This window comes from Clostridium sp. SGI.024, assembly GCF_050315195.1.
Lineage (GTDB): Bacteria > Bacillota > Clostridia > Clostridiales > Clostridiaceae > Clostridium.
Genome location: NZ_JBNPON010000029.1, coordinates 15,596 through 38,866, shown reverse-complemented (window position 1 = coordinate 38,866; position 23,271 = coordinate 15,596). Strand labels below are relative to the sequence as shown.

Annotated in this window: 23 protein-coding genes, 1 riboswitch and 1 other annotated feature; of the genes, 20 read left to right on the top strand and 3 right to left on the bottom strand. The window is 27.7% G+C overall.

Features of this window, described 5'->3' with window-relative positions:
• Positions 1-187: 187 nt before the first annotated feature.
• Genes ACQRD5_RS09735 through ACQRD5_RS09725 form a run of 3 tightly spaced genes read left to right on the top strand, consistent with a single transcriptional unit; the run spans position 188 to position 3,171 of the window.
• Positions 188-1,429 carry a M16 family metallopeptidase gene (locus tag ACQRD5_RS09735; RefSeq protein ID WP_291628066.1) on the top strand — a complete coding sequence of 414 codons (1,242 nt, stop codon included), beginning with the start codon at positions 188-190 and terminating at the stop codon, positions 1,427-1,429.
• Positions 1,430-1,442: 13 nt separating this feature from the next.
• A complete protein-coding gene (gene recX, locus ACQRD5_RS09730) occupies positions 1,443-2,078 on the top strand; it encodes a recombination regulator RecX (protein ID WP_291628067.1) in 636 nt (211 codons plus the stop codon).
• A gap of 22 nt (positions 2,079-2,100) precedes the next feature.
• A complete protein-coding gene (locus ACQRD5_RS09725) occupies positions 2,101-3,171 on the top strand; it encodes a transglutaminase-like domain-containing protein (protein WP_291628068.1) in 1,071 nt (356 codons plus the stop codon).
• Positions 3,172-3,232: 61 nt separating this feature from the next.
• Here ACQRD5_RS09725 and ACQRD5_RS09720 read toward each other — a convergent pair whose 3' ends face one another.
• Positions 3,233-3,589 (bottom strand): tetratricopeptide repeat protein, encoded by a 357-nt coding sequence (locus ACQRD5_RS09720; RefSeq protein WP_291628069.1) that lies wholly within the window; start codon positions 3,587-3,589, stop codon positions 3,233-3,235.
• A gap of 224 nt (positions 3,590-3,813) precedes the next feature.
• Here ACQRD5_RS09720 and ACQRD5_RS09715 point away from each other — a divergent pair, with 224 nt between their 5' ends.
• The 3 genes from ACQRD5_RS09715 (at position 3,814) to ACQRD5_RS09705 (ending at position 8,033) form a co-directional block, all read left to right on the top strand.
• Entirely contained in the window at positions 3,814-4,758 is a 945-nt protein-coding gene (locus ACQRD5_RS09715; RefSeq protein WP_291628070.1) for a carbohydrate kinase family protein, read from the top strand.
• 58 nt (positions 4,759-4,816) lie between these two features.
• Positions 4,817-4,942, top strand: a complete 126-nt coding sequence (locus ACQRD5_RS09710) for a CPC_1213 family protein (RefSeq protein ID WP_291628071.1) — start codon at positions 4,817-4,819, stop codon at positions 4,940-4,942.
• A 147-nt stretch (positions 4,943-5,089) separates the two neighbouring features.
• Positions 5,090-5,309 (top strand) — a binding site (T-box leader).
• 81 nt (positions 5,310-5,390) lie between these two features.
• On the top strand, positions 5,391-8,033 hold the full coding sequence (locus ACQRD5_RS09705) for a valine--tRNA ligase (protein WP_308780099.1): 2,643 nt from the start codon (positions 5,391-5,393) through the stop codon (positions 8,031-8,033).
• Positions 8,034-8,157: 124 nt separating this feature from the next.
• Here ACQRD5_RS09705 and ACQRD5_RS09700 read toward each other — a convergent pair whose 3' ends face one another.
• On the bottom strand, positions 8,158-8,589 hold the full coding sequence (locus ACQRD5_RS09700; RefSeq protein ID WP_294167288.1) for a hypothetical protein: 432 nt from the start codon (positions 8,587-8,589) through the stop codon (positions 8,158-8,160).
• Between the two features lie 112 nt (positions 8,590-8,701).
• On the opposite strand from ACQRD5_RS09700, the gene ACQRD5_RS09695 reads away from it, so the two are divergent.
• The 5 genes from ACQRD5_RS09695 (at position 8,702) to ACQRD5_RS09675 (ending at position 13,608) form a co-directional block, all read left to right on the top strand.
• Entirely contained in the window at positions 8,702-9,595 is an 894-nt protein-coding gene (locus ACQRD5_RS09695) for an ATP-grasp domain-containing protein (protein WP_291628080.1), read from the top strand.
• Positions 9,592-10,380: an ATP-grasp domain-containing protein gene (locus tag ACQRD5_RS09690; RefSeq protein ID WP_291628081.1), complete on the top strand. Its 789-nt coding sequence runs from the start codon at positions 9,592-9,594 to the stop codon at positions 10,378-10,380. The genes ACQRD5_RS09695 and ACQRD5_RS09690 overlap by 4 nt, the downstream gene beginning before the upstream one ends.
• Entirely contained in the window at positions 10,381-11,694 is a 1,314-nt protein-coding gene (locus tag ACQRD5_RS09685) for a bifunctional folylpolyglutamate synthase/dihydrofolate synthase (RefSeq protein ID WP_291628082.1), read from the top strand.
• 101 nt (positions 11,695-11,795) lie between these two features.
• Positions 11,796-12,506, top strand: coding sequence for a purine-nucleoside phosphorylase (deoD, locus tag ACQRD5_RS09680; protein WP_291628083.1), 711 nt, complete (start codon positions 11,796-11,798; stop codon positions 12,504-12,506).
• A gap of 160 nt (positions 12,507-12,666) precedes the next feature.
• Positions 12,667-13,608 (top strand): ribonuclease Z, encoded by a 942-nt coding sequence (locus tag ACQRD5_RS09675; RefSeq protein ID WP_291628084.1) that lies wholly within the window; start codon positions 12,667-12,669, stop codon positions 13,606-13,608.
• A gap of 17 nt (positions 13,609-13,625) precedes the next feature.
• Here ACQRD5_RS09675 and ACQRD5_RS09670 read toward each other — a convergent pair whose 3' ends face one another.
• Complete coding sequence (locus ACQRD5_RS09670) at positions 13,626-14,615, bottom strand: DUF4003 family protein (protein WP_291628085.1); 990 nt, start codon at positions 14,613-14,615, stop codon at positions 13,626-13,628.
• A gap of 222 nt (positions 14,616-14,837) precedes the next feature.
• Between ACQRD5_RS09670 and ACQRD5_RS09665 the strand changes: the two genes are divergently transcribed.
• The 9 genes from ACQRD5_RS09665 to moaC all read left to right on the top strand — a co-directional run bounded on the left by ACQRD5_RS09665 (position 14,838) and on the right by moaC (position 23,267).
• A complete protein-coding gene (locus ACQRD5_RS09665; protein WP_294363355.1) occupies positions 14,838-16,922 on the top strand; it encodes a molybdopterin oxidoreductase family protein in 2,085 nt (694 codons plus the stop codon).
• 11 nt (positions 16,923-16,933) lie between these two features.
• Positions 16,934-17,341 carry a 4Fe-4S dicluster domain-containing protein gene (locus tag ACQRD5_RS09660; RefSeq protein WP_291628087.1) on the top strand — a complete coding sequence of 136 codons (408 nt, stop codon included), beginning with the start codon at positions 16,934-16,936 and terminating at the stop codon, positions 17,339-17,341.
• A complete protein-coding gene (locus ACQRD5_RS09655; protein ID WP_291628088.1) occupies positions 17,341-18,567 on the top strand; it encodes an NAD(P)/FAD-dependent oxidoreductase in 1,227 nt (408 codons plus the stop codon). The genes ACQRD5_RS09660 and ACQRD5_RS09655 overlap by 1 nt, the downstream gene beginning before the upstream one ends.
• 132 nt (positions 18,568-18,699) lie before the next feature.
• Positions 18,700-19,197 carry a molybdopterin-guanine dinucleotide biosynthesis protein B gene (gene mobB / locus ACQRD5_RS09650; protein ID WP_427746760.1) on the top strand — a complete coding sequence of 166 codons (498 nt, stop codon included), beginning with the start codon at positions 18,700-18,702 and terminating at the stop codon, positions 19,195-19,197.
• 6 nt (positions 19,198-19,203) lie between these two features.
• Positions 19,204-19,339: riboswitch (molybdenum cofactor riboswitch) on the top strand.
• Positions 19,340-19,469: 130 nt separating this feature from the next.
• Positions 19,470-20,672 (top strand): molybdopterin molybdotransferase MoeA, encoded by a 1,203-nt coding sequence (locus ACQRD5_RS09645; protein ID WP_291628090.1) that lies wholly within the window; start codon positions 19,470-19,472, stop codon positions 20,670-20,672.
• Positions 20,673-20,680: 8 nt separating this feature from the next.
• Positions 20,681-21,244 (top strand): molybdenum cofactor guanylyltransferase, encoded by a 564-nt coding sequence (gene mobA, locus ACQRD5_RS09640; RefSeq protein WP_291628091.1) that lies wholly within the window; start codon positions 20,681-20,683, stop codon positions 21,242-21,244.
• A complete protein-coding gene (locus ACQRD5_RS09635) occupies positions 21,244-21,735 on the top strand; it encodes a MogA/MoaB family molybdenum cofactor biosynthesis protein (protein ID WP_291628092.1) in 492 nt (163 codons plus the stop codon). Before mobA ends, ACQRD5_RS09635 begins: the two co-directional genes overlap by 1 nt.
• A 23-nt stretch (positions 21,736-21,758) precedes the next feature.
• Positions 21,759-22,775, top strand: a complete 1,017-nt coding sequence (locus ACQRD5_RS09630) for a molybdopterin-binding protein (protein ID WP_291628093.1) — start codon at positions 21,759-21,761, stop codon at positions 22,773-22,775.
• A 9-nt stretch (positions 22,776-22,784) separates the two neighbouring features.
• Positions 22,785-23,267: a cyclic pyranopterin monophosphate synthase MoaC gene (gene moaC, locus ACQRD5_RS09625; protein ID WP_291628094.1), complete on the top strand. Its 483-nt coding sequence runs from the start codon at positions 22,785-22,787 to the stop codon at positions 23,265-23,267.
• Positions 23,268-23,271: the final 4 nt, after the last annotated feature.

The following is a 23,271-nucleotide window of genomic DNA, read 5'->3' as shown; positions in this document are numbered from 1 at the left end:
TTTAATGTTGTTATAATTATTATAAGTGCCAATAAAAATAAGGTAAAGTACTATTACAAATTATTTAAATCAAAACATTTAATAATGTAGATTATTACTGTAAACATAGATATAATAATATTGTTATATTTTTAAGAAACTCACATTTTATTTTAAACAAGATAATGTGAGAGATGGGTGGGCTAGAATGTTTAAATTGAATTTTGATGTTAAAAAACATCTTTTAGATAATGGATTAGAAGTAGTAACTATAAAAAAGGATACTAAAATAACTTCTATAAATGTTGGAATTAAGGTTGGATCTTTATATGAGAATATAGATGAAAAGGGAATATCACACTTTATTGAACATATGTTATTTAAAGGAACTAAAGATAGAACCTATGAAGAATTAAATGATGAACTTGAATTCTTAGGGGGAGAATATAATGCTTATACCGATTATACTTCAACTGTTTATACAATAAGCTGTTTGGAAGAAGAGTTAATTAATGCTATAGAGATAATAGGTGATATGATTATTAATCCTGACTTTAATAGCGAAGAGCTAGAAAAAGAAAGAGGAGTAATTCTTGCTGAAATGAGAGCAAGTAAAGATGATATAGAAGATTTAAGCTTTAAGAGAACAAATGAAGTAGCCTTTAAAAATAATCCTCTAAGATTTGATGTGGCAGGTTTAGAAAAAAATGTTAAAGCTTATAAAAAAAATGATTTATTAGATTTCTATAATAAATATTATTTACCTAATAATTCATTAGTAACTATAGTATCTTCATTAGAACATGAAGAAGCATTTAATGAAATAAAAAAAGTGTTTTCACCTTGGAAGGCTGGCGAAAAGAAAGAAGTAGTAATTAGTGGGGAAAATAATATTCCAAAATCAGTAACTACAATAAAAAATAATATAGAGCAAAACACCATAGTATATTTATATACTTTTTATGACTTAAGTAAAGATTTAGAGTTACCACTAAGAATCCTAAATCATAGATTAGGAGAAAGTTCAAATTCTTTATTATTTAGAGAAGTAAGAGAAAAAAGGGGACTTGCTTATGATATTTATACTAGTATAGATATGACAAATAATGTTAAGACTTTATATATCTATACTTCAGTTGGAGAAGAAGATTTAGAATCAGCTAAGGAAGCTATTGATGAAACTATAGAATCAGTTAAGAATGGTGATTTAGAAATTGGAGAAAGAGATTTAGAACTTATGAAAAAGGTTCATAAGACGGCAGTTATATCTACCTTAGAAGATCCATCTGAACTATGTAATTATATGTTACACCAAGGGTTAGATGGTGAAGATTTTTACGAGTTTCTAGAAGATATGAAAAGGTTAAATAGTTTAGATATAAATAAGATTCATAAGGTTGCAAAAACTGTTTTAAATAATCCAACAATTCATTTACTAAAATCTAATTAACATGGAGAAATTTATGAATGTAATTACAAAAATTGAAGTGCAAAAGAGAAATAAAGATAGATCTAATGTATATATTGATAATGATTATGCATTTTCTTTAAGCAATGAGCTAGTTTATAAAGAAGGGCTTAAATTAAATGAAAAAATAGACATAGAAAGAATAAATGCTATTGCAAAAGAAGATAACTATATAAAGTGTAAGACTACTGCTTTAAGAATAGTTGAAAAATCTTATAAAAGTGAAAAAGAATTAGTGGATAAACTTATACTAAAAGGATATGATAATGAATCCATTAATAAAACTATGGATGTATTAAAAGAATATAATTTTATTAATGATGAAAACTATGTGAAAATGTACGTTAAAGATAAGCTTAAGCAAGTAGGGAAAAAAAAGATTAAATACGATTTGGCTAAAAAAGGAATTAGTGATAAAATAATAGATGAAGAAATTTATAATATAGATAGTGAATATGAAAAAAATACTGCATATAATTTAGCAATAAAAAAATATAATACTATTGCTAAAAGAGAAGCAGATAGATTTAAATTATCACAAAAGTTATATAGATTTTTATTATCAAAGGGATATAGCTATGATATAGTTTCATCTGTTGTAAAAGAAATTACAAAGGTAGACCACAACTAATTTTTTAAAAGGAGATGCATTAATGATTGCATATTTACCACATATTATATGTACCTTATTAATGATTTTTTCAATAAAAGATAGTATTAAAGGATCACTGGAAGATGAAAGTGCTAAGTATTCACTAAATAGGTTAATATATTATTTTTCAATATTTATAACATTTTTTCTTATGCTTTTAAATTTAGAAAAAATATATTTAATTATTTTGCAGTTTATTAGCAATAATCCTAATTTAACAATTTTTAACAATAATATTTTTAAAGCATTAATTTTAGGAGTAGTCTTTCTATTAGTACAGTCAATAATATATTGGATTTTAAAGGCTTTAAATGAACCTTTAACAAAGGCATATAATATTTTATTAAGTAAAGGTAAGTTTAGGATAATTTTATTTTCTACAATTTTTGGATTCCTAAAGGGGTTAGTAATTATTCTTATAATGTTTATGGGAGTAATTTCATATAATACTACTTTTGGAAAAGGATTCAAAGTAAATTTTTTTAGTAGTATAAATGGTTATAGTAAATTAGAAAGTATAGTTTCAATAAATAAGCCTATTTTACAATATAGCGATTTTAAAGAGTACTTACCATCAAATGCTAATGTAATAGTATATTACAATGGAGTTACTTTAGAAGAAGGTATAAAATCTTCACCAGAGATTGATAATAAAGCAAAAGAAATAGTAAGTAATGCAAAAACAGATAGGCAAAAGGCAGAAAGATTATATGCTTGGATTGGATCTAATATTATATATGATTATAATAAAGCTGAAAAAGCACTAAGTCCTGAAGGAGTATCTAATAGTGGATCAATAGAAGCATGGAATACTAGAAGAGGAATATGCTTTGATTATGCATGTCTTTACGTTTCTATGTCTAGGGCAGTAGGTTTAAGTACTAGAATAATTACTGGTGAAGCTTATGATGGTCAAAATTATGGACCTCATGCATGGAATCAAGTATATTTGGAGGATGAAGGAAAATGGATTAATGTGGATCCAACTTTTTATTTATCTGGAAATTACTTTGATAATGCTGATTTTAATAAGGATCATTTAAACTCAGAAATTGCTGGAGAGTGGAAGTAAGTTATAGTAATTTTAGCACAAATAATAGAGTTAAAGAAAAAAGTCCTATTACCAAAAAGGGTTATAGGGCTTTCTTACTTTTAGATAATATTAATTTAATTGCTTTTTCACAATCAGTATCAGATGAATCTAGAGACCAAGCCATATTAAAGTAAATTAAAGCTTTTTTTATTTCTTCTTTCATTGCATAGCAATAAGCTAAATTGAAATAATATTTACTTTCTTGCTGCATAGATAAAGCTTTTTTTATCATTTCAATAGCTTTGTTAAACTCCTTTAATTTAATAAAGCATACTCCACAATTATAATATGAACATGCTGTATTTTCATTATTTTCAATGGATTTTTTGTATAAATCTATTGCTTTTTCATAATCCTTAAGATTGTAATATTTATTTCCTTCATTAAATGATTGCATAGATACCTCCTGGATATACTTTCTATTAATATAATTATTTCCTAATTAATTTATTATTATTCAATATATGTATTTTTTATATTCTGTGATAATTAAAAATATATATAATTTACATAATATAATTCGACAAAGTTTTTCAAAAATCACTTTATTTTTTTAGTTTTCTTTAATATAATGTATTTATGTTTTTTTTAGAATGGACAATATAGATCAGGAGAGATGGTATGTGTAAGAATAATCCTTATATTTTAGTATTAGGAGCATCAATTGTAGATATTATAGGTTTTAGTAGGAAGAAGTATCAGAAAAGGGATTCAATACCTGGACAAATAAAAATATCTTTAGGAGGAGTATGTAGGAACATAGCTGAAAATTTAGCAAGAGTTAATGTTAATACAGAATTTATTTCTATCTTAGGTGGGGATGAACAAGGTAGGAATATATTAGATAACTCAATGAAGATAGGATATAATATGGAAAATTCTTTGATTTTAGAAGAAGAATGTACACCTACTTATATGGCAGTTTTAAATGAAAATGGTGAAATGGAATCTGCTATAGTAGATATGGAGTGTTTAAATAAAATGGATTCAGCATTTATTGATTCAAAAGCAAGTATTATTGAAAATGCAGAATATGTTGTTTTAGATGCTGATAATCCAGAGCTTTTAGAATATATATTAACTAAGTTCCAAGGAAAAACTAAATTTATTTTAGATCCTGTTTCTGCAACAAAAGCAAAAAAGGTAGAGCATTTAATTAAGTATTTTCATACTATAAAGCCAAATAGGTTAGAAACAGAACTTTTATGTAGATTTAAAATAGAAAGTGATAATGATTTAGTTAAAGCTGCTAATTATTTTAGATCTTTAGGAGTTGAAAATGTATTTATTAGCTTAGATGCTGATGGAATATATTATAAAAACTCAAAGGAAGAAGGTAAAATAAGAACTACAGCAGTTGAAGTTAAAAATGTTACAGGAGCTGGAGACTCTTTTGTAGCAGGTGTTGGATATGGATATATGAATAAATTATCTATTAAAGATACTGTAAAATATGCTATTGCAATGTCTATAGCAACTATAACTCATGAAGAAACTATAAATCCAAGTATGAGTGAAGATTTTGTTAATGAGTTTATTAAAGACATGGAATGGATTGAAGGATAAGTACATAAATCATATTTCTTTTACATAAGCTAATGATACAAACTTGGAGGTGAAAGAAATGAGTAAGAAATCTAAAAATAGTCATAAGAAACATATTAATCATAATCCACAAGTAGAAAGTGTAAAGGCAGCTTTTGGGGAACCAAAAGCAAAAGAACATAATCCAAAGGATTTTATAATTTAAGAATATGGGAGCTGTATAACAGCTCCAAATAATCATAAAATAAGTTAGTTATTAAAACTCCCCTAGGAGTTTTTCTTTAATTCTTTCATTTCTTTTATATTGACAAAAATAATAATATATTATAATATATCTATACAAAATCATATATTAAAAGCAATGAGAAAGAGGAGTAAGCAATACTGTATATAAAGAGAATGAAGGTCACCGGCTGAAAGCCTTCTATATTAAAGTACCCTGAAGGTAGCTTTTGAGCATCTTTACTGAAACTAAGTAGGTAAAGGCGGCTGTCTTAGTCGTTAATAAATAAAGAGCTTAATATATTTATATGTTAAGAATAAAGGTGGTACCGCGAGTCTTCGTCCTTTTGTGATGAAGGCTCTTTTTTTATATAAAAAATTAAAACTATAATGAAATTATTATTGGTTTATTAAATAAAGGAGGATTTTAAATGTCAGAAAATAAAAACTTAGCAACAACTTATAATCCAAAAGACTTTGAAGAAAGAATTTATAAAAATTGGGAAGAAAATAAGTATTTTACACCTGTAATTGATAAAAATAAGAAGCCTTTTTCAATAGTTATGCCACCACCAAATATAACTGGTAAGCTTCACTTAGGTCATGCACTTGATAATACTCTTCAAGATATGCTTATAAGATTTAAGAGAATGCAAGGATATTGTACTTTATGGCTTCCAGGTCAAGACCATGCTTCAATTGCAACTGAAGTTAAGGTTGAAAATGAGCTTTTAAAAGAAGGCTTAGTTAAAAAAGAAATGGGAAGAGAAGCTTTCCTTGAAAAAGTTTGGGAATGGGCAAATGAATATAGAGGCACTATAAGAACTCAGCTTAAGAAAATGGGAGTTTCTTGCGATTTCTCAAGAGAAGCCTTTACTATGGACGAAAACTTAAATAAGGCAGTTAGAACTGTTTTCGTTAAACTATATAATGAAGGTTTAATATATCAAGGAAATAGAATAACAAATTGGTGTCCAAAGTGTACAACAGCACTTTCAGATGCAGAAATAGAATATGAAGAAAAAGAAGGTTTCTTCTGGCATATAAATTACCCATTAGCTGATGGTAGTGGATATTTAGAAATAGCAACTACAAGACCAGAAACACTACTTGGTGATACTGCTGTTGCTGTAAATCCAAATGATGATAGATTCAAAGCTTTAGTAGGAAAGATGATAAAGTTACCTTTAACAGATAGAGAAATTCCTATAGTTGCAGATGATTATGTTGATATGGAGTTTGGAACAGGTGCTGTTAAAATAACACCTGCTCACGATCCTAATGATTTCCAAGTTGGACTTAGACATAATTTACCACAAATTAGAGTTATGGATGACCATGGAGTTATTAATGAGCTTGGAGGAAAATATAAAGGCTTAGATAGATACGAAGCTAGAAAGCAAATGGTTAAAGATTTAGAGGAACAAGGTTTATTAGTTAAAGTTAAACCTCACACTCATAATGTTGGAACCCACGATAGATGTGGAACTGTTATAGAGCCTATCATATCTAAACAATGGTATGTTAAAATGGAATCTTTAGCTAAACCAGCTATAGAAGTAGTTAAAAATAATGAAACTAAGTTCGTTCCAGAAAGATTTGATAAGATATACTTTAACTGGATGGAAAATATTCAAGATTGGTGTATTTCAAGACAATTGTGGTGGGGACATAGAATCCCAGTTTGGTACTGTAATGATTGTAGAGAAATTATAGTTGAAGTGGATGCACCAGATGTTTGTCCTAAGTGTGGATCTAAACACTTACATCAAGATGAAGATGTATTAGATACTTGGTTTTCATCAGCTTTATGGCCTTTCTCAACTTTAGGTTGGCCAAATAAAACAGAGGATTTAGAGTACTTCTATCCAACAAATGTTTTAGTAACTGGATATGATATTATCTTCTTCTGGGTTGCAAGAATGATATTCTCAGGAATACACAATATGGATAAAACTCCATTTGACACAGTTCTAATACATGGTATTATAAGAGATTCACAAGGAAGAAAAATGAGTAAATCTTTAGGTAATGGAGTTGACCCATTAGAAGTTATAGATGAATATGGTGCAGATGCTTTAAGATTTATGTTAGTTACTGGTAACTCACCAGGAAATGATATAAGATATATTCCAGAAAGAGTTGAAGCTGCTAGAAACTTTGCAAATAAGATGTGGAATGCATCTAGATTTGTAATGATGAACTTAGATAAAGAAGTAATGAATAAATATGCTGATTGCAAGGAATATAGCTTAGCTGATAAATGGATTCTTTCAAGAATGAATACTTTAGTTAAAGAAGTAACTGAAAACATGGAAAAATATGAACTTGGAATTGCACTTCAAAAAGTATATGACTTTATGTGGACTGAATTCTGTGATTGGTATATAGAATTAGTTAAGGGAGTATTATACGGAGAAGATGAAAAAGCTAAAGGTATAGTTTACAATGTTTTAAATGAAGTATTACAAACAGGACTTAAGTTATTACATCCAGTAATGCCATTTATAACTGAAGAAATATATACTACATTAACAGATGGAGATTCAATAGTTCTTTCAAACTGGCCAGAATATAAGGAAGCTTTAGAAAATGATAAAGCAGAAAAAGATATGGACTTTATAATTGAAGCAATTAAAGGCTTAAGAAATGTTAGAGCAGAAATGAATGTTCCACCATCAAGGAAAGCTAAGGTTATAGCACATGCTACAAATGAAGCAAAGGAAGCATTTACTTCAGGAGTTAACTATATTGAAAAGCTAGCATCTGCATCTGAAGTAGTATTTATAACTGATAAAAATGAAGTTCCAGAAAATGCGGTATCTTTAGTTGTTAAAGGTGGAGAATTATTTATGCCACTTTTAGACTTAGTAGATAAGGAAAAGGAACTTGAAAGATTAAATAAAGAAAAGAAAAAGCTAGAAGGTGAAGTTGAAAGAATAGATAAAAAGCTTTCTAACCAAGGTTTCGTTTCTAAAGCTCCTCAAGCTGTAATAGATGGAGAAAAAGAAAAGAGAGAAAAATATCAAGAAATGCTAAATGCTGTTTTAGTTAGAATAGAAGCTTTAAATTAGTTAAGAACTAAAAGGTAATAGTGAATAGTTAAGGTTGTAATTTGTGCCAAATTACGAAAATAAATTAAGGGAGAATAGTTAATAGATTAACATCTATTAGCGATACTCCCTTAATTTATTTATATTAAAAGATTTGTAAAATAGTATTTGCTAAATTGCTATTTGGATCTTTTTCTAGAACTTCTTCTGCTATTTTTATTGCAGCATAAGTTTTTAAAAATGGGTTAGGCAAAGTAGCAAAAATGAGAATCCACTCTTTATAATCTATATTATCATCATATTTTAAAGCTTTTTCTATATGGTAAAATGCTAACTCTTCATAAGATAATGGTGTTAACACTATAAAAATATAATAAGACATTAAATAATGACCATAAGCTAGTTCTTTATAAAGATTTTTAGTTTCAAGAGTATTTATTTTATTAATTAACCAAAAATAAAAGTTATTTTTTATATAGTAATCGCAATTCTTTAAAGAAACTAGTTTTTCTTCATTTATTTCGTATATAGATATTTTATTTAAATCTAAATCTAAAATTTCATTTAAATCATTCATGATTAGGCTCCTTTTGTTAAGTATAATAATTATAGTATAAAGGTTGACAAAGAATTTTAAAAGTGATAAAAATAGGTTAATTAATACTACATAATAAGAGAGTAGGTTGAATATGACTGGATGGATAATTTATAATGGAACATTAAATATTACTAAAATAATAGAGCTTGTAGATTCCTTAGTTGAAGATGCTAGGAAGTTAGGTATAAATTTAGAGGCTATAAAAAATACAGAATTAATTCCTATGTATGATAATAATGGAGAAGCCAAGCTAATTTATAGTAGAAAAGTGGAAGAACCAAAGTTTATTATTTTTTGGGATAAGGATGTATTACTTGCAAGTCACTTAGAAAAAATGGGTTATAGAGTTTTTAATTCTAGTACTGCTATTAAGAATTGTGATCATAAGGGTCTTATGCATTTAGTTCTTTCAAACAATAGTATAAGTATGCCGAAAACTATTATATCTCCAATGATATTTGATTATTTATTAAATAGTGAAGATTATTTAATTAACTGCTATGAAGCTTTAGGGGAAAGTGTAATAATAAAAGAAGCTATGGGTTCCTTTGGAATGCAGGTTTACTTAATAAATAATAGGGAAGAATTTATTAATAAAGTTAAAGATCTAAATAAAAATAAAATAGATTTTATAATTCAAGAAAATATAAAAAGTAGCTTTGGAAAAGATATAAGAGTTAATATTATTGGAGATAAAGTTATAGGGGCTATGCTTAGAACATCAGAAAGAGATTTCAGAGCCAATATATCTCAAGGTGGTAAGGGTACTTTAGTAGAGCTAAATAAAGAGCAAGAAGAAATTGCACTAAAGGCACATAAAGTACTTGGGTTAGATTTCTCGGGGGTGGATTTATTATTTGGAGAAAATAATAAGCCATTACTTTGCGAAGTAAATTCAAATTTGAATTTTCTAAGCTTTGAAAAAATATATGGAAAAGGCTTTGGTAAGAAAATATTAGAATATATTTTAGGGGAAATTTTATGATTGATGGTATTTTAATATACAATGAAAAAGATATAGAGAAAAATAATTCATATATAAGTTGGCTTATTGAAGAAGGAAGAAAAAGAGGACTTAATATAAGACTTATATTAGATAAAGATATTAATGATTTAGAATATAATTTTAAATTTGCAATAAATAGATCTAGAAATTTTAATCTTACTTATAAGTTGGAAGAAGAAGGAATTAGAGTTTATAACAACTATAAGTTTTGTATTTTAGGTAATGATAAATTAATTGCTTATGATTATATAGATACTTTAGGAATAAAATATCCAAAGGTTTTTAGAAATTTAGATAATAGTTTTAAAATAAATAAAGTTATAGAAAAACCTAAAAATGGGCATGGTGGTTCTGACATTAGAATAGTTAATGAATATGATAATTTAGATTTTAGTAAAAATGTTTATCAAGAATATATTGAAGATTATATTGGTGATATAAGATTTTATGTTATAAAAAATAAAATTGAACATGCTGTAATTAGAATTCCTAAGGAAAATAGTATTATATCAAATTTTACAAAGGGTGGAGATGTTCAGATCTACAATTATTCTAACAAAGAAGAAAAGATTATTAATAAGATATTAGAAAATTTAAATATAGACTTCGGTGGAATAGATTTTTTACTTCTAAGAAATGGAGAACTTTTATTTAACGAATTTGAAGATGCTGTTGGTAGTAGGATGTTAAGCTATTTAGGAATAAATGATACAATGGAAAAGTTTTTAAATCATATTTCAAATGAAGTTAAAGGGATGGTATAAATGAAAGATATAGATACACTTAAATATTTAGAGGAGTTAAGAGTGCTTGGATCAAATTATGGACTTGAGCGTACAGAAAGATTACTTGAGTTATTAGGTAATCCACATAAAAAATTAAAACTTATACATATAGCAGGTACTAATGGAAAAGGTTCAACATCTGCAATTTTAGGTAAAGTGTTAATTGAACATGGTTATAAGATAGGTTTCTTTAATTCTCCACATTTGGAGGAAATAGAAGAAACTATAAGAATAAATGATAATAATATTAAAGAAGAGGATTTTATAAGTTTAATAAATGAAATAAAACCTTTTGTAAATCAAGTAGTTAAGGAAGGTTTTAATCACCCAACTGAATTTGAAGTTTTAACTTGTATAATGTTTTTATATTTATATAGACAAAAGGTGGATTTTGGAATTATTGAAGTTGGGTTAGGAGGAAGATTAGATTCAACAAATGTATTAACTCCTATTTTATCAATTATTACTTCTATTAGTATGGATCATATGAATATTTTAGGAAATACAATAGAAGAAATATCTAAAGAAAAAGCAGGAATAATAAAAAGAGGAATTCCTATAGTTACTTATATTCAAAGAGATGAAGTAATAAGAGTTATTACAGAAAAAGCTATAAAAGAAAATTCTAATTTAATTATAGTAAATCCTAATAATTATAAAATTTTAGAAATCAATAGGGACAATAATATAAATCAAAAGATTTTAGTTAATATTAATGGCAAAGAAGAGATACTTAATTTATCTTTATTAGGAAAACATCAAATGCTTAACTTATCTTTAGCTATTGAAGCTTTAAAAGAATTAGATAATTTAAAATACATTAATTTAGATATAAATATATTAAAACTAGCTACTAGGATGGTAAAGTGGAAGGGTAGACTAGAAATATTAAATGAAAAACCATATATTGTAGTTGATGGTGCTCATAACGTAGATGGCGTTCAGTATTTAAAAAAGAATATAGAAGAATACTTTAAATATAAAAATTTATATTTAATACTAGGAATTTTAGGCGATAAAGAAGTAGAAAAAATGTTGGAAATTATTGCTCCTATGGCTAAGGAAGTATATACTGTTACCTCTAACTCAAATAGAGCTACAAATTCAGAAGATTTAAAGAAGAAAGTTTTGAAATACAATAAGAATTGTTTATCCTTTGAAGATTATAAAAAGGCAGCTAACTATGCAATTAATAGAGCTAATGAAGATGATATAATATTAGCTTCTGGATCTTTGTATATGATTGGTAAAATGAGAGAAATAATTAAGGGGATAATAAGTAATAATAATTAAGTAAGAGTTTAAGATAAATCTTTTTAAATCAATGATATAAGTATATAATAATAATTGTATTATAAAAAGTAATTTGTAAATATATTAAGGAGGCTTTTGATATGGCAAAGCATTTACACATAATGGCTAGCGAAGGAGCAATAGCAGAAACAGTATTATTACCAGGAGATCCACTAAGAGCAAAGTTTATAGCAGAAACTTACTTAGAAAATCCTGTTTGCTATAATACAGTTAGAGGAATGTATGGTTATACTGGTACATACAAGGGAAAAAGAATATCAGTACAAGGAACAGGAATGGGATTGCCATCACACTCAATTTATGTAAATGAGTTAATTAGATTTTATGGAGCTAAAAGACTTATTAGAATTGGCTCAGCTGGTTCAATTAACGATAATGTGAATGTAAGAGATATAGTATTAGCACAAAGTGCATCTACTAACTCAGCAATAAATAATAGAAGATTTTTAGGAATGGATTATGCTCCTACAGCAAACTTTGAACTTTTATTAGAAGCATATAATAAAGGAAAAGAAAAGGGATTAAATATAAAGGTTGGTAATGTTTTATCTTCAGACTTATTTTATGATGATACAAATGTAGGTGGCTTAAATTTATGGGCAGAATATGGATGCTTAGCTGTGGAAATGGAATCAGCAGAATTATATACCCTTGCTGCAAAATATAATGTAGAAGCATTATCTATATTAACAATTTCAGATCATGTATTTAAAGGAATAGAAACAACACCAGAAGAAAGACAAGAAAGCTTTACAGATATGATGGAAATTGCCCTAGAACTTGCAAAATAATGAATAGGTAATAGTAAATAATGAAGAACTAAGGGATAAACTCCTTAAGAATTTCTAAAATATATATTTTTATTTGGAGCTGTGAAAACAGCTCCTTTCCACAATTATTCACTATTCACTTTTAACTATTAACTGTGCGTAGCACAAAAGAGGTGTTTTTTTGATAGATTTAACTTTACTTGGTTGTGGTGGTGGAATGCCTATGCCAAATAGACATTTATCATCACTTTTTATTAATTTTAGTGGAAGAAAAATATTAATAGATGTTGGTGAAGGAACTCAAGTTGCCATAAGGAAAAATAAGCTAGGATTTAAAGCAATAGATATAATACTAATAACTCATGTACATGGAGATCATATAGTAGGGTTACCTGGACTACTTGCAACTATTGGGAATAGTGGTAGAGAAGAACCTTTAACTATTATTGGACCAACAGGGATAAAAGATGTTATTAAGGGGCTTAGTGTGTTATTTCCATATTTACCTTATGAGCTAAAGGTAGAAGAGAATAGAAAGGAATTGGGATTTGCATTAAATAAAGCTAATTTAGATTTATGTGATATAAGTAAGTGTGAGGTTATTCTTAAAGCAGAAGAACTTGATCATTCAGCAGCATGTTTAGGATATAGTTTATATTTTAAGAGAAGAAGAAAGTTCAATATAGATAAAGCTATAGAAATGAAGGTACCTAAAGTTTTATGGAGTAAATTGCAAAAAGAAGAAGTAGTTAATTTTGAAGGAATAACTTATGATAGTTCAATGGTTCTAGGTGATGAAAGAAATGGTATAAAATTAAGTTATATTACTGATACAAGACCTGATGAAAAAATAATAAATTTAATTGCAGATAGTGATTTATTTATATGTGAAGGGACTTATGGGAGTGATGCTGATATTCATAAAGCTATAAAAAATAAGCATATGACTTTTAAAGAAGCTGCTACTTTAGCTAAGTTAGGAAAGGTTAATGAACTTTTACTAACACACTTTAGTCCTGCTATGATTGATCCAAGTGAATTTATAGAAAATGCAACATCAATATTTACTAATACTATTATAGGGGAAGATGGAATGGAAAAATCCTTAAAGTTTATAGATTAAACTTTAAGGATTTTTAATTAGTTGCTAGCAGCAGCGGCTGCAGCTGCAGCACTAGCAGCAGAAGCTGCCGCTATTTGCATAATTATAACTATATTTAATGATATACTATTTGTTGTTTCTATTAATTTATCTTTAATTGAGGAATCAGTATTTTCAATTGCTTCTAAGGAAACCAATGAAGCGGCTATCATATTTCTTATTACTGAATCTAAAGAAAAAATTCCAAATCCACGATGTTTTGATAATTTTTTAGTTGTTGAAGTTAACTCATTAGCAAAATTTTCATAATCATAATTAGTTAGAGCCACTACACCTAAAATTGGTAGGGAATAACTTTTTAATGCTGTTGAGTGTTTCTTTAAGGTTTTATTTAATAAAATTACCTTTTCACATTTTTCTTCAGGTGAACCTTCGAAAAGTGAAAGTATGTGAGTTAAACTTTGAAGATTATTGCCAGCAATAAAACCATTTTTTCTTAAAATACTATAGCATTCCTCCATATCTTTGAAGGTTTTGTCTAAGTCTTTAGATGTTGTAGCAATTAAAGCTGCTGAACAAATATCTTCATGTCCAGTTAAAAATAAATGATTTTCTTTCATAAGATCATAAGCTTTTCTAGTATTAATTACTAACGAATCTATTTCATTATCTTCTTTGTAATTATAAATTGTTTGTGCAGCTAGCACTAAAAATTCATTAGTAAAAAATCTATCTTTTAATTTTTTATAAATATCCATAATTTCGTGAAAACTTTCATTGGGATTATTTTTCATTGATAAATTAACGGCAGTAGTTAATAAGTTATTTCCTCTGAAGTTAGAAAAAATACTTGAATTTCCTTTTATTATAGAAATACATTCATTAATTTTATCTATATCAGCTTCAATATTTCTTAAAGTCAGATTTAATGCATTACACCTTTTAAAGGTTCCCATTCCAAAGCTTGATTTCGCATTTTCTAAAACAGTGCTATTTCTAATTAATAAATCTAATTTACTATCTAACATATTATTACCCCTTTCATCTAATATAAAAATAGTATAGTTGAATTTTTTACCAAAGTCAATTATATTAACCCATTATACAGTAAAAAATAACTCATTATTAATTGTGAATTAAATAACAAAAGTTAATAATACTGTGATAATAATCACAGTTTCTATAAATTATTAATGATAAAATATAATTGTTTAATTAATTTCTATTATTAGAAGTGGAGATGTATATATATGAGAAAGATTCAATCAACTTGTAACTTATGTGCTTTAGCATGTAATGTAGACTTTCATGTTGAAGGTGGAGAAATAAAGAGAGTTTCGCCTACTAAAGATTACCCAGTTAATAAAGGGTTCTGTTGTATAAAAGGTTTAAACTTGGATAAGCAACAAACTAAAATAAAGGCAAGAAAGTCTCCATTAGTAAGAGATGAAAATGGAGAAATGAAGGAAGTATCTTGGGACGAAGGAATTAAACTATTTGCTGAAAAAATGACAAATATTCAAAATAAATATGGAAAAGAAAGTGTTGCATATATTAGTACAGGCCAAATGACTACTGAAGAAATGGCTTTATTAGGTCATGTTGGTAGAAACTATATGGGAATGCATGGAGATGGAAATACTAGATTATGTATGGCAACATCTGTTGTAGCTCATAAGCAAAGTTTTGGATTTGATGCTCCTCCTTATACTTTAAATGACGCTGAACTATCAGATACAATATTCTTAATAGGAGCTAACCCTGTAATTGCTCATCCAGTATTCTGGGGAAGAATAAGAGGAAATAAAGAAGCAAAAATAATTACAATAGATCCAAGAAGATCAGAAACAGCATTAAATTCAGATATATGGATAGATATTAAGCCAAAGGCTGATTTAGTTTTAATGTACACATTAGCGAATACGTTAATTCAAAATGGTTGGATTGACAATAAATATATAGAAGAACATACTGAAGGATTTGAAGAGTTTAAGAATCATGTTTCTAAATTTAATTTAGAGGATGTAGAAGAAAATACAGGAATATCTAAAGAAAGAGTGTTAGAGCTTGCAGAAATAATACATAATGGTAAAAGAGTATCTTTCTGGTGGACAATGGGGGTTAATCAAGGATACCAAGCAGTTAGAACAGCACAGTCAATAATTAACTTAGCTTTAATAACTGGAAATATAGGAAGACCAGGGACAGGAGCTAATTCATTAACAGGGCAATGTAATGCAATGGGCTCAAGAGCTTTTAGTAATACTGCAGGACTTTATGGTGGTGGAGATTTCGATAATCCAGTAAGAAGAAAGGCAGTTGCTGAAGCTTTAGGTGTAGAGGAAGATGTTCTTATAACTAAGCCTACTTTACCATATAACGTTATAATAGAAAAAGCTATTGCAGGAGAAATTAAAGGATTATGGGTAATTTGTACAAACCCAAGACATTCATTTACTAATAATAAGCAATTTTTAGATGCTGTTAAGAATTTAGATTTCTTAGTGGTTCAAGATATATATGAAGATACAGATACAGCTAAGCTTTGTGACTTATATTTACCTTCTGTTCCAGCAATTAAAAAAGAAGGTGTACTTATAAATACTGAACGTAGACTATCAAAGGTAAATCCTGTTATAGCTAAAGAAGAAGGAGAACTTTCTGATTTTGAAATATTCTTCAAAATTGGTGAAGAGTTAGGAATGGGAAGCTTATTAGATAATTGGAAGACACCAAGAGATACTTTTGAATTATTAAAGAAGTGTTCTAAGGGAATGCCTTGTGACATTACTGGGGTTACTTATGAAATGTTAGAAGGCGAAAATATGAGTGGCTCTAGAGGGGTTCAATGGCCATTTAGAGAAGGACAAGTATTGGAAGAAGATGAAAGAAGATTATATGAAGATGGAAATTACTATACACCATCTAAGAAGGCTAAGATTTTCTTTGAAGATATAGCTGAAAATCCAACAAAGGCTTCAAAAGAGTTCCCTTATATATTTAATAGTGGAAGAGGAACAGTTGGTCAATGGCATACTCAAGTTAGATCAAGAGAAATTGAACATAACAAGATTTATAGCAAAGAATCTTATGTATTAATGAATCCAGAGTTAGCTAAAGAGTTAAATATAGAAGAAAACGAAAGAGTAAATATTACTTCTCAAAACGGAAAAACTAGTGAATTTAATGTTGTATATTCAGAAAATGTTAAAAAATATTATTTATATGCACCTATTCACTATATAGAAACAAATTCACTTACTCCTTCAGTTTATGATCCTTATTCAAAGGAGCCATCTTTTAAAACTGTTGCAGTAAATATTTCTAAGAAATAGGAGATTTAAATATGAAAAGAATAAAAATTGATAGATCTAAATGTGTTGGATGTTTAACTTGTACAACAGCATGCATAGTATCTCATAATTCAGAAGATACAAGAAGTAGAATTACTGTAGACAGTAATGGAAAATATGCACCTATTTTTTGTAGACATTGCGATAGACCAGAATGTGTTTACACTTGCATGACAGGAGCTATGAGCAAAGATAAAGATACTGGTTTAGTAAATTATGATAAAGATCGTTGTGCAAGCTGTTATATGTGTATAATGGCATGTCCTTATGGAGTTTTAAAAGCTGATAGCAGAACTCATAAGGAAATTATGAAATGCGATGGCTGTAAAGATGCTGGGACTCCACAGTGTGTAGAAAGATGTCCAATGGCAGCTATTACATTAGAGGAGGTATCTAATTAATGAGATATGTAGTTATAGGAGCATCTGCAGCAGGAATTAGTGGAGCAAAAACATTAAGAGAATTAGATAAGGATGCTGAAATAGTATTAATTTCTAAAGATACTGAAGTATATTCAAGATGTATTTTACATCATTATATATCTAATCATAGAAATATTGAAAAATTAAATTTTACATCTAAAAACTTTTTTGAAGAATACAATATAAGCTGGATTAAAGGCGTAGAAGTATTAGAATTAAAAGATGAGGAAAAGACCTTAAATCTTTCAAATGGTGAAAGTATTAAATATGATAAGTTAATGATTTGTAGTGGAGCATCTGCTTTTATTCCTCCAGTTGAAGGGTTAAGAGAAGGTAAAAATGTAGTAGGTCTTAGAAATTTAGAAGATGCTATATTAATTAAAGAAGAAGCTGCTAAAGTTAAAAATGTTGTTGTTTTAGGGGCTGGACTTGTTGGTATAGATGCTGTAAGTGGTCTTATAGATACTGGTGTTAATATAACATTAGTAGAAATGGGAGATAAAGTTCTTCCTATCCAATTAGATAAATATGCTTCTTCAATATATGAAAACAAATTTTCAGAGCAAGGAGTTAACTTAAAGCTAGGAGTTAGAGCTGAAAAGTTAATACTTGATGAAGAAAATAATCCTAAAGCATTATTAATAAATACAGGTGAGGAAATACCATGTGAATTAGTAATAGTTGCAACTGGTGTAAGATCTAATATTGGATTCTTAGCTAATAGCAATATTGAATGCGATAGATTTGGTTTAATAATAGATGAAAAGGGAAAAACTAATATTGATGGAGTATTTGGAGCTGGTGATGTAACTGGTAGAAATCCAATATGGCCAACAGCTGTAAAGGAAGGAATAATAGCAGCTCACAATATGCTAGGAAAAGAAATGATAATGACTGATTTCTTTGGAAGCAAAAATACAATGAATTTTGTTGGAATTGCTACTATGTCTTTAGGAGATGTAGAACCAAAGGATGAAAGTTATGTAGTTGAAACAAAAGTTGAAGAAAATAATTATAAAAAGATAATTCATAAAGATGGTAAAATATACGGTGCTATAATTCAAGGTGATTTATCTTATGCAGGTGTATTAACACAATTAATAAAAGAAAAAATAGATGTGTCAAAGGTTACTAAAGATATTTTTGAAATAGATTATGCTGATTTCTTTAACTTAGAAAAGAATTTTGAGTTTAGTTATAAATAATATTATTTATATGGAAGTTAGTTTACTAATTTCCATATAAATTTATTTTTAAATTTAAAAGGATAATTTCAAAAAGTATAGAAGTAATTCGTATATAATACTTTTAAATTTAAACCTAAAGGATGAAAAATTATGTCTAAAGTAATAAATATAGTTGGAGATAAATCTAATGTAGGAAAGACCTTTGTTATGGAGGGGATTATAAAAGAACTTAAGAGAAGAGGGCTTAGTGTTGCAACTATTAAGCATGATATCCATGGCTTTGATATAGATAAAAAAGGCAAAGATACATATAAGCATAGAGAAGCAGGTTCTGAAACTGTAATTATATCTTCTCCTAAGAGATTTGCTTTAATAAAGGAAGTTAAGGAAGAAATCCCTTTAGAAAAAATTATTAATTTGGAAAAGGATAAAGATGTAATTTTAGTGGAAGGCTATAAGAAGAGTACTTTGAGGAAAATCGAAGTATATAAAAAAGGGTTTAGTGATAGAATTATTTCACCAAAAGAAAAACTAATTGCAATTGCTAGTGATGAAGATTTAAATTTTGAAGATATTTTGGTAGTAAAAAAAGATGACTTCAAAAAAATTGTAGATTTAATATTACAAGAAAAAGATTATAAAATTTAATAATATAATCAATAAAATTTTCTAGAGTATTTGTTTCCTAAGGGTTTTCTATGGAACTTATACCTGAATTTAAATTCACAGGGTACATATTTGAAAAAATAGTATCTCCACGTTTATGGGAAGGAAAATAAGTTGATTTAAGTATAATTTTAAGGTGCTGTTTAAACAGACCCAAATTTAAAACTATTTATAGTTATCAAATATATTTAAATTTAGGCTTATTATTCACAAACATATGAATAATAAGTCCTTTTATTTTTAGGAGGGATACTGTGAGGTCCTTTATTTCTTTAGAAGAAGCTTTAAAGATTTTAAATAGTAATATAGAAAATTTAGATATTGAGGAAGTAGCTTTATTAAATGGATTAAACAAGGTTTTAGCTGAGGATGTATATTCTAAGATTAATAATCCTCCCTTTAATAAGTCAGCAATGGATGGATATGCACTAATTGCTGAAGATGCTTTTATAAATAATAAAATTAAAGTAATAGATAAGGTTTATGCTGGAGGAAATAGTAATAAAATAATAACTAAAAACACAGCAATAAAAATAATGACTGGAGCTCCAATACCAGAAGGAGCAAATGCAGTAATAAAACAAGAAGATGTAATTATAGAAGATAATAATATAATTATTAGAAAAGAAATATCTGAAAATCAAAATATTTGTCTTGTAGGTGAAGATATATCTAAAGATGATTTACTTGTAGGGGCTAATAAAAGACTTAATTATTCTGATATTGGAATTATAGCTAGTTCTGGAATTGATAAAATTAAGGTTTATAAAAAACCAAAGGTTGCTTTTTTTAGCACAGGTGATGAAGTTACAGATATTGGTCAAGAACTTAAATACGGTAAAATCTATAATAGTAATAAATTTTCAATTCTTTCAAGACTTTTGGAGCTTGGATATAAAGTAAATAAGGCTAAGCATATAAAAGATGATTACATAGAGATAGGAAGAACAATAAAAGAAGCTTCTAAAGAAGCAGATATAATTATTACTACTGGTGGGGTATCTGTAGGAGAAAAAGATTTATTAAAAGAGGCCATTAGGAGTATTGAAGGTGAAATATTGTTTTGGAAAATAACAATTAAGCCGGGATCAGCAGTTTTATGTAGCAAGATTAATAATTGTATTATTATTAGTTTATCTGGAAATCCAACAGCTGCATTAACTACTTTTGAATTATTAGTAAAAACTTCTCTAAACAAACTATCAGGTGATAAGATAGTTGAAATTACAAGGGATAAAGCAATATTAGCAGAAGGAATTATAAAAAAAGATGTTAAACATAAATTTGTAAGAGGATACTTTGAAATAGATAATTGTAAACAGATGGTGTATATTACACAAAAAAAATCAGGTAATGGAATATTAAGATCCGCATTAAATTCAAATTGCATTATTGAAGTTAAACCTAATAATGAAGAAATAAAAAATGGAGATTTAGTAGATATTATAAAACTTTAGGAGGAAATATGATTAATAAGACTTTAGCAATTTTGGCAGGTGGAAAAAGTAGCAGAATGAATTATAAAAATAAGGCATTATTAATTTATAAAGAAAAAACTTTTATAGAAAATATTATTAATTCTGGAGAGGAATTTAATGAAATAATAATAATAGCTAATAATGAAGAGGATTATGAAAGCTTAAATTTAAAAATATATAAAGATATATATATAGGAAATGGACCTTTATCAGGAATTCATTCTGCACTTAAAAATGCTAAAAATAATAAAGTCTTATGTATAGCTTGTGATATGCCATTAATATCTAAGAAAACTTTAAATTTAATTGGGAATATAGAAGGAGATTATGAGGTTTTAGTACCTAGAATTAATGATAAACTTCAACCTATGTGTGCTATTTATTCTAAAAGCTTAATCCCTAAAATTGAAAAGTCATTATTTAATGGTGAAAACAAGTTACAAAAATTTATATTATCTACAAAATATATAATTTTAGAAAATAATTTATCCGTAAAGGATTTTTCAAATATAAATACAGAAAAAGAATATAAATTACTGGAGGAGATTTAATGTATACTGTTGGAATTATTACTAGTAGTGATAAAGGATATGCAGGCGAAAGAGAAGATAAGAGTGGAGCAGTTATAAAAAGGATAATGGATGAAAAAGGACTTAAAGTTGAAAGACAAATTGTTCTACCAGATGAAAAGGAAATGCTTAAAAAAGAGTTTATTTATATGAGTGATGAATTAAATCTAAACTTAGTTTTAAGTACTGGAGGAACAGGATTTTCAAAAAGGGATATCACTCCAGAAGCTACTAAAGAAGTAATTGAAAGAGAAACTCCAGGAATTTCTGAAGCTATAAGGATGTTTAGTTTAGAAATAACTAAAAGAGCAATGTTATCAAGAGCAGTTTCTGGTATAAGAGGAAATACTTTAATAGTGAATTTACCAGGAAGTCCGAAGGCTTGTGAGGAAGCTTTAGATTTTATATTAGATGAACTAATACATGGTTTAGGAATTTTATTGGGCACAGAAAAGGAATGTGCAAGAAAATAATCATAATATAGGAGATGTTTCATATGAAGATGATTAGTGTATATGACTCAGTTGGATGTATTTTATCTCATGATGTCACACAAATAATACCTGGAGAATTTAAAGGGAGATTATTTAAAAAAGGACATATTATTAAAGAAGAGGATATAGAAAAGCTTTTATCTATAGGAAAAGAACATATATATGTGTGGGAACCTAAAGAAGGAGAATTACATGAAAATGAGGCTGCCATAAGATTAGCTAATCTTGTTCTTGGTGAAGGCGTAAGTAAATCTCCTGAAATAAAAGAAGGAAAAGTAGACTTTTTTGCACATAGAGATGGAGTATTAAAAATAAATAAAGAGGAACTATTTAAGTTAAATAGTCTAGGAGAAATTATAGTATCAACTTTACATAATAACACTCCAATTAAAAAAGGTGAAAAAATAGGAGCTACTAGAGTTATACCATTAATAATAGAAGAAGATAAAATAATTAAAGCAGAGGAATTAATAGAAAAAAATATAATTTATGTGGAAGAAATAAAAGAGAAGAAGTGTTTACTTATTACTACAGGAAATGAAGTTTATAAGGGAAGAATAAAAGATGCTTTTTTACCTGTAATAAAATCTAAACTTGGATATTATGGAAGTGAAGTTATAAGACAAGTAATTTTACCAGATTCTAAAGAAAGAATAATTGAAGAAATAAAAAAAGGTTTAGAACAAAAGGTAGATATGATAATTTGTACTGGTGGTATGTCCGTAGATCCTGATGATGTAACACCTACTGCTATTAAAGAATGTGGAGGGGAATTAGTTACTTATGGTTCACCAGTTTTACCAGGGGCTATGTTCTTATTAGCATATTATGGAGATACGCCAATACTTGGAGTACCAAGTTGTGCTATGTATTCTAAAAGAACAGTATTAGATTTAGTTCTTCCAAGAGTTTTAGCAGATGAAAGATTAACTTTAGAAGATATAGCAGCTTATGGACATGGTGGATTATGTCTAGATTGTAAGGTTTGCACATTCCCCCATTGTTCCTTTGGAAAGTAGGAGGTTTTTATGGATAATAAATTAACTCATTTCGATAATAGTGGAAATGCTAGAATGGTAGATGTTTCTGATAAAAATAAAACAGAAAGAGTTGCCGTTGCAGTTTCTAGAATAAGAGTAAGTGAAGAAACCTTATCTCTTATAAAGGAAGGTAAGATAGGTAAGGGGGATGTATTAGGAGTTGCTAGAATCGCTGGAATTATGGCAAGTAAACAAACATCAAATTTAATCCCTATGTGTCACCCTTTAATGATTTCAAGCTGTAATGTAGATTTTGAAGTAAATGATAAAGAAGTTTGCATTGATATAAAGGCTACAGTAAAAATAGTTGATAAAACTGGAGTAGAAATGGAAGCCTTAACAGCAGCTAGTATAGCAGCATTAACTATATATGATATGTGTAAAGCTGTTGATAAGAGGATGGTAATTGAAGGTACTCATTTACTTAAAAAAACAGGAGGAAAGAGCGGAGAATTTAATTTTTATGAATAGCTCT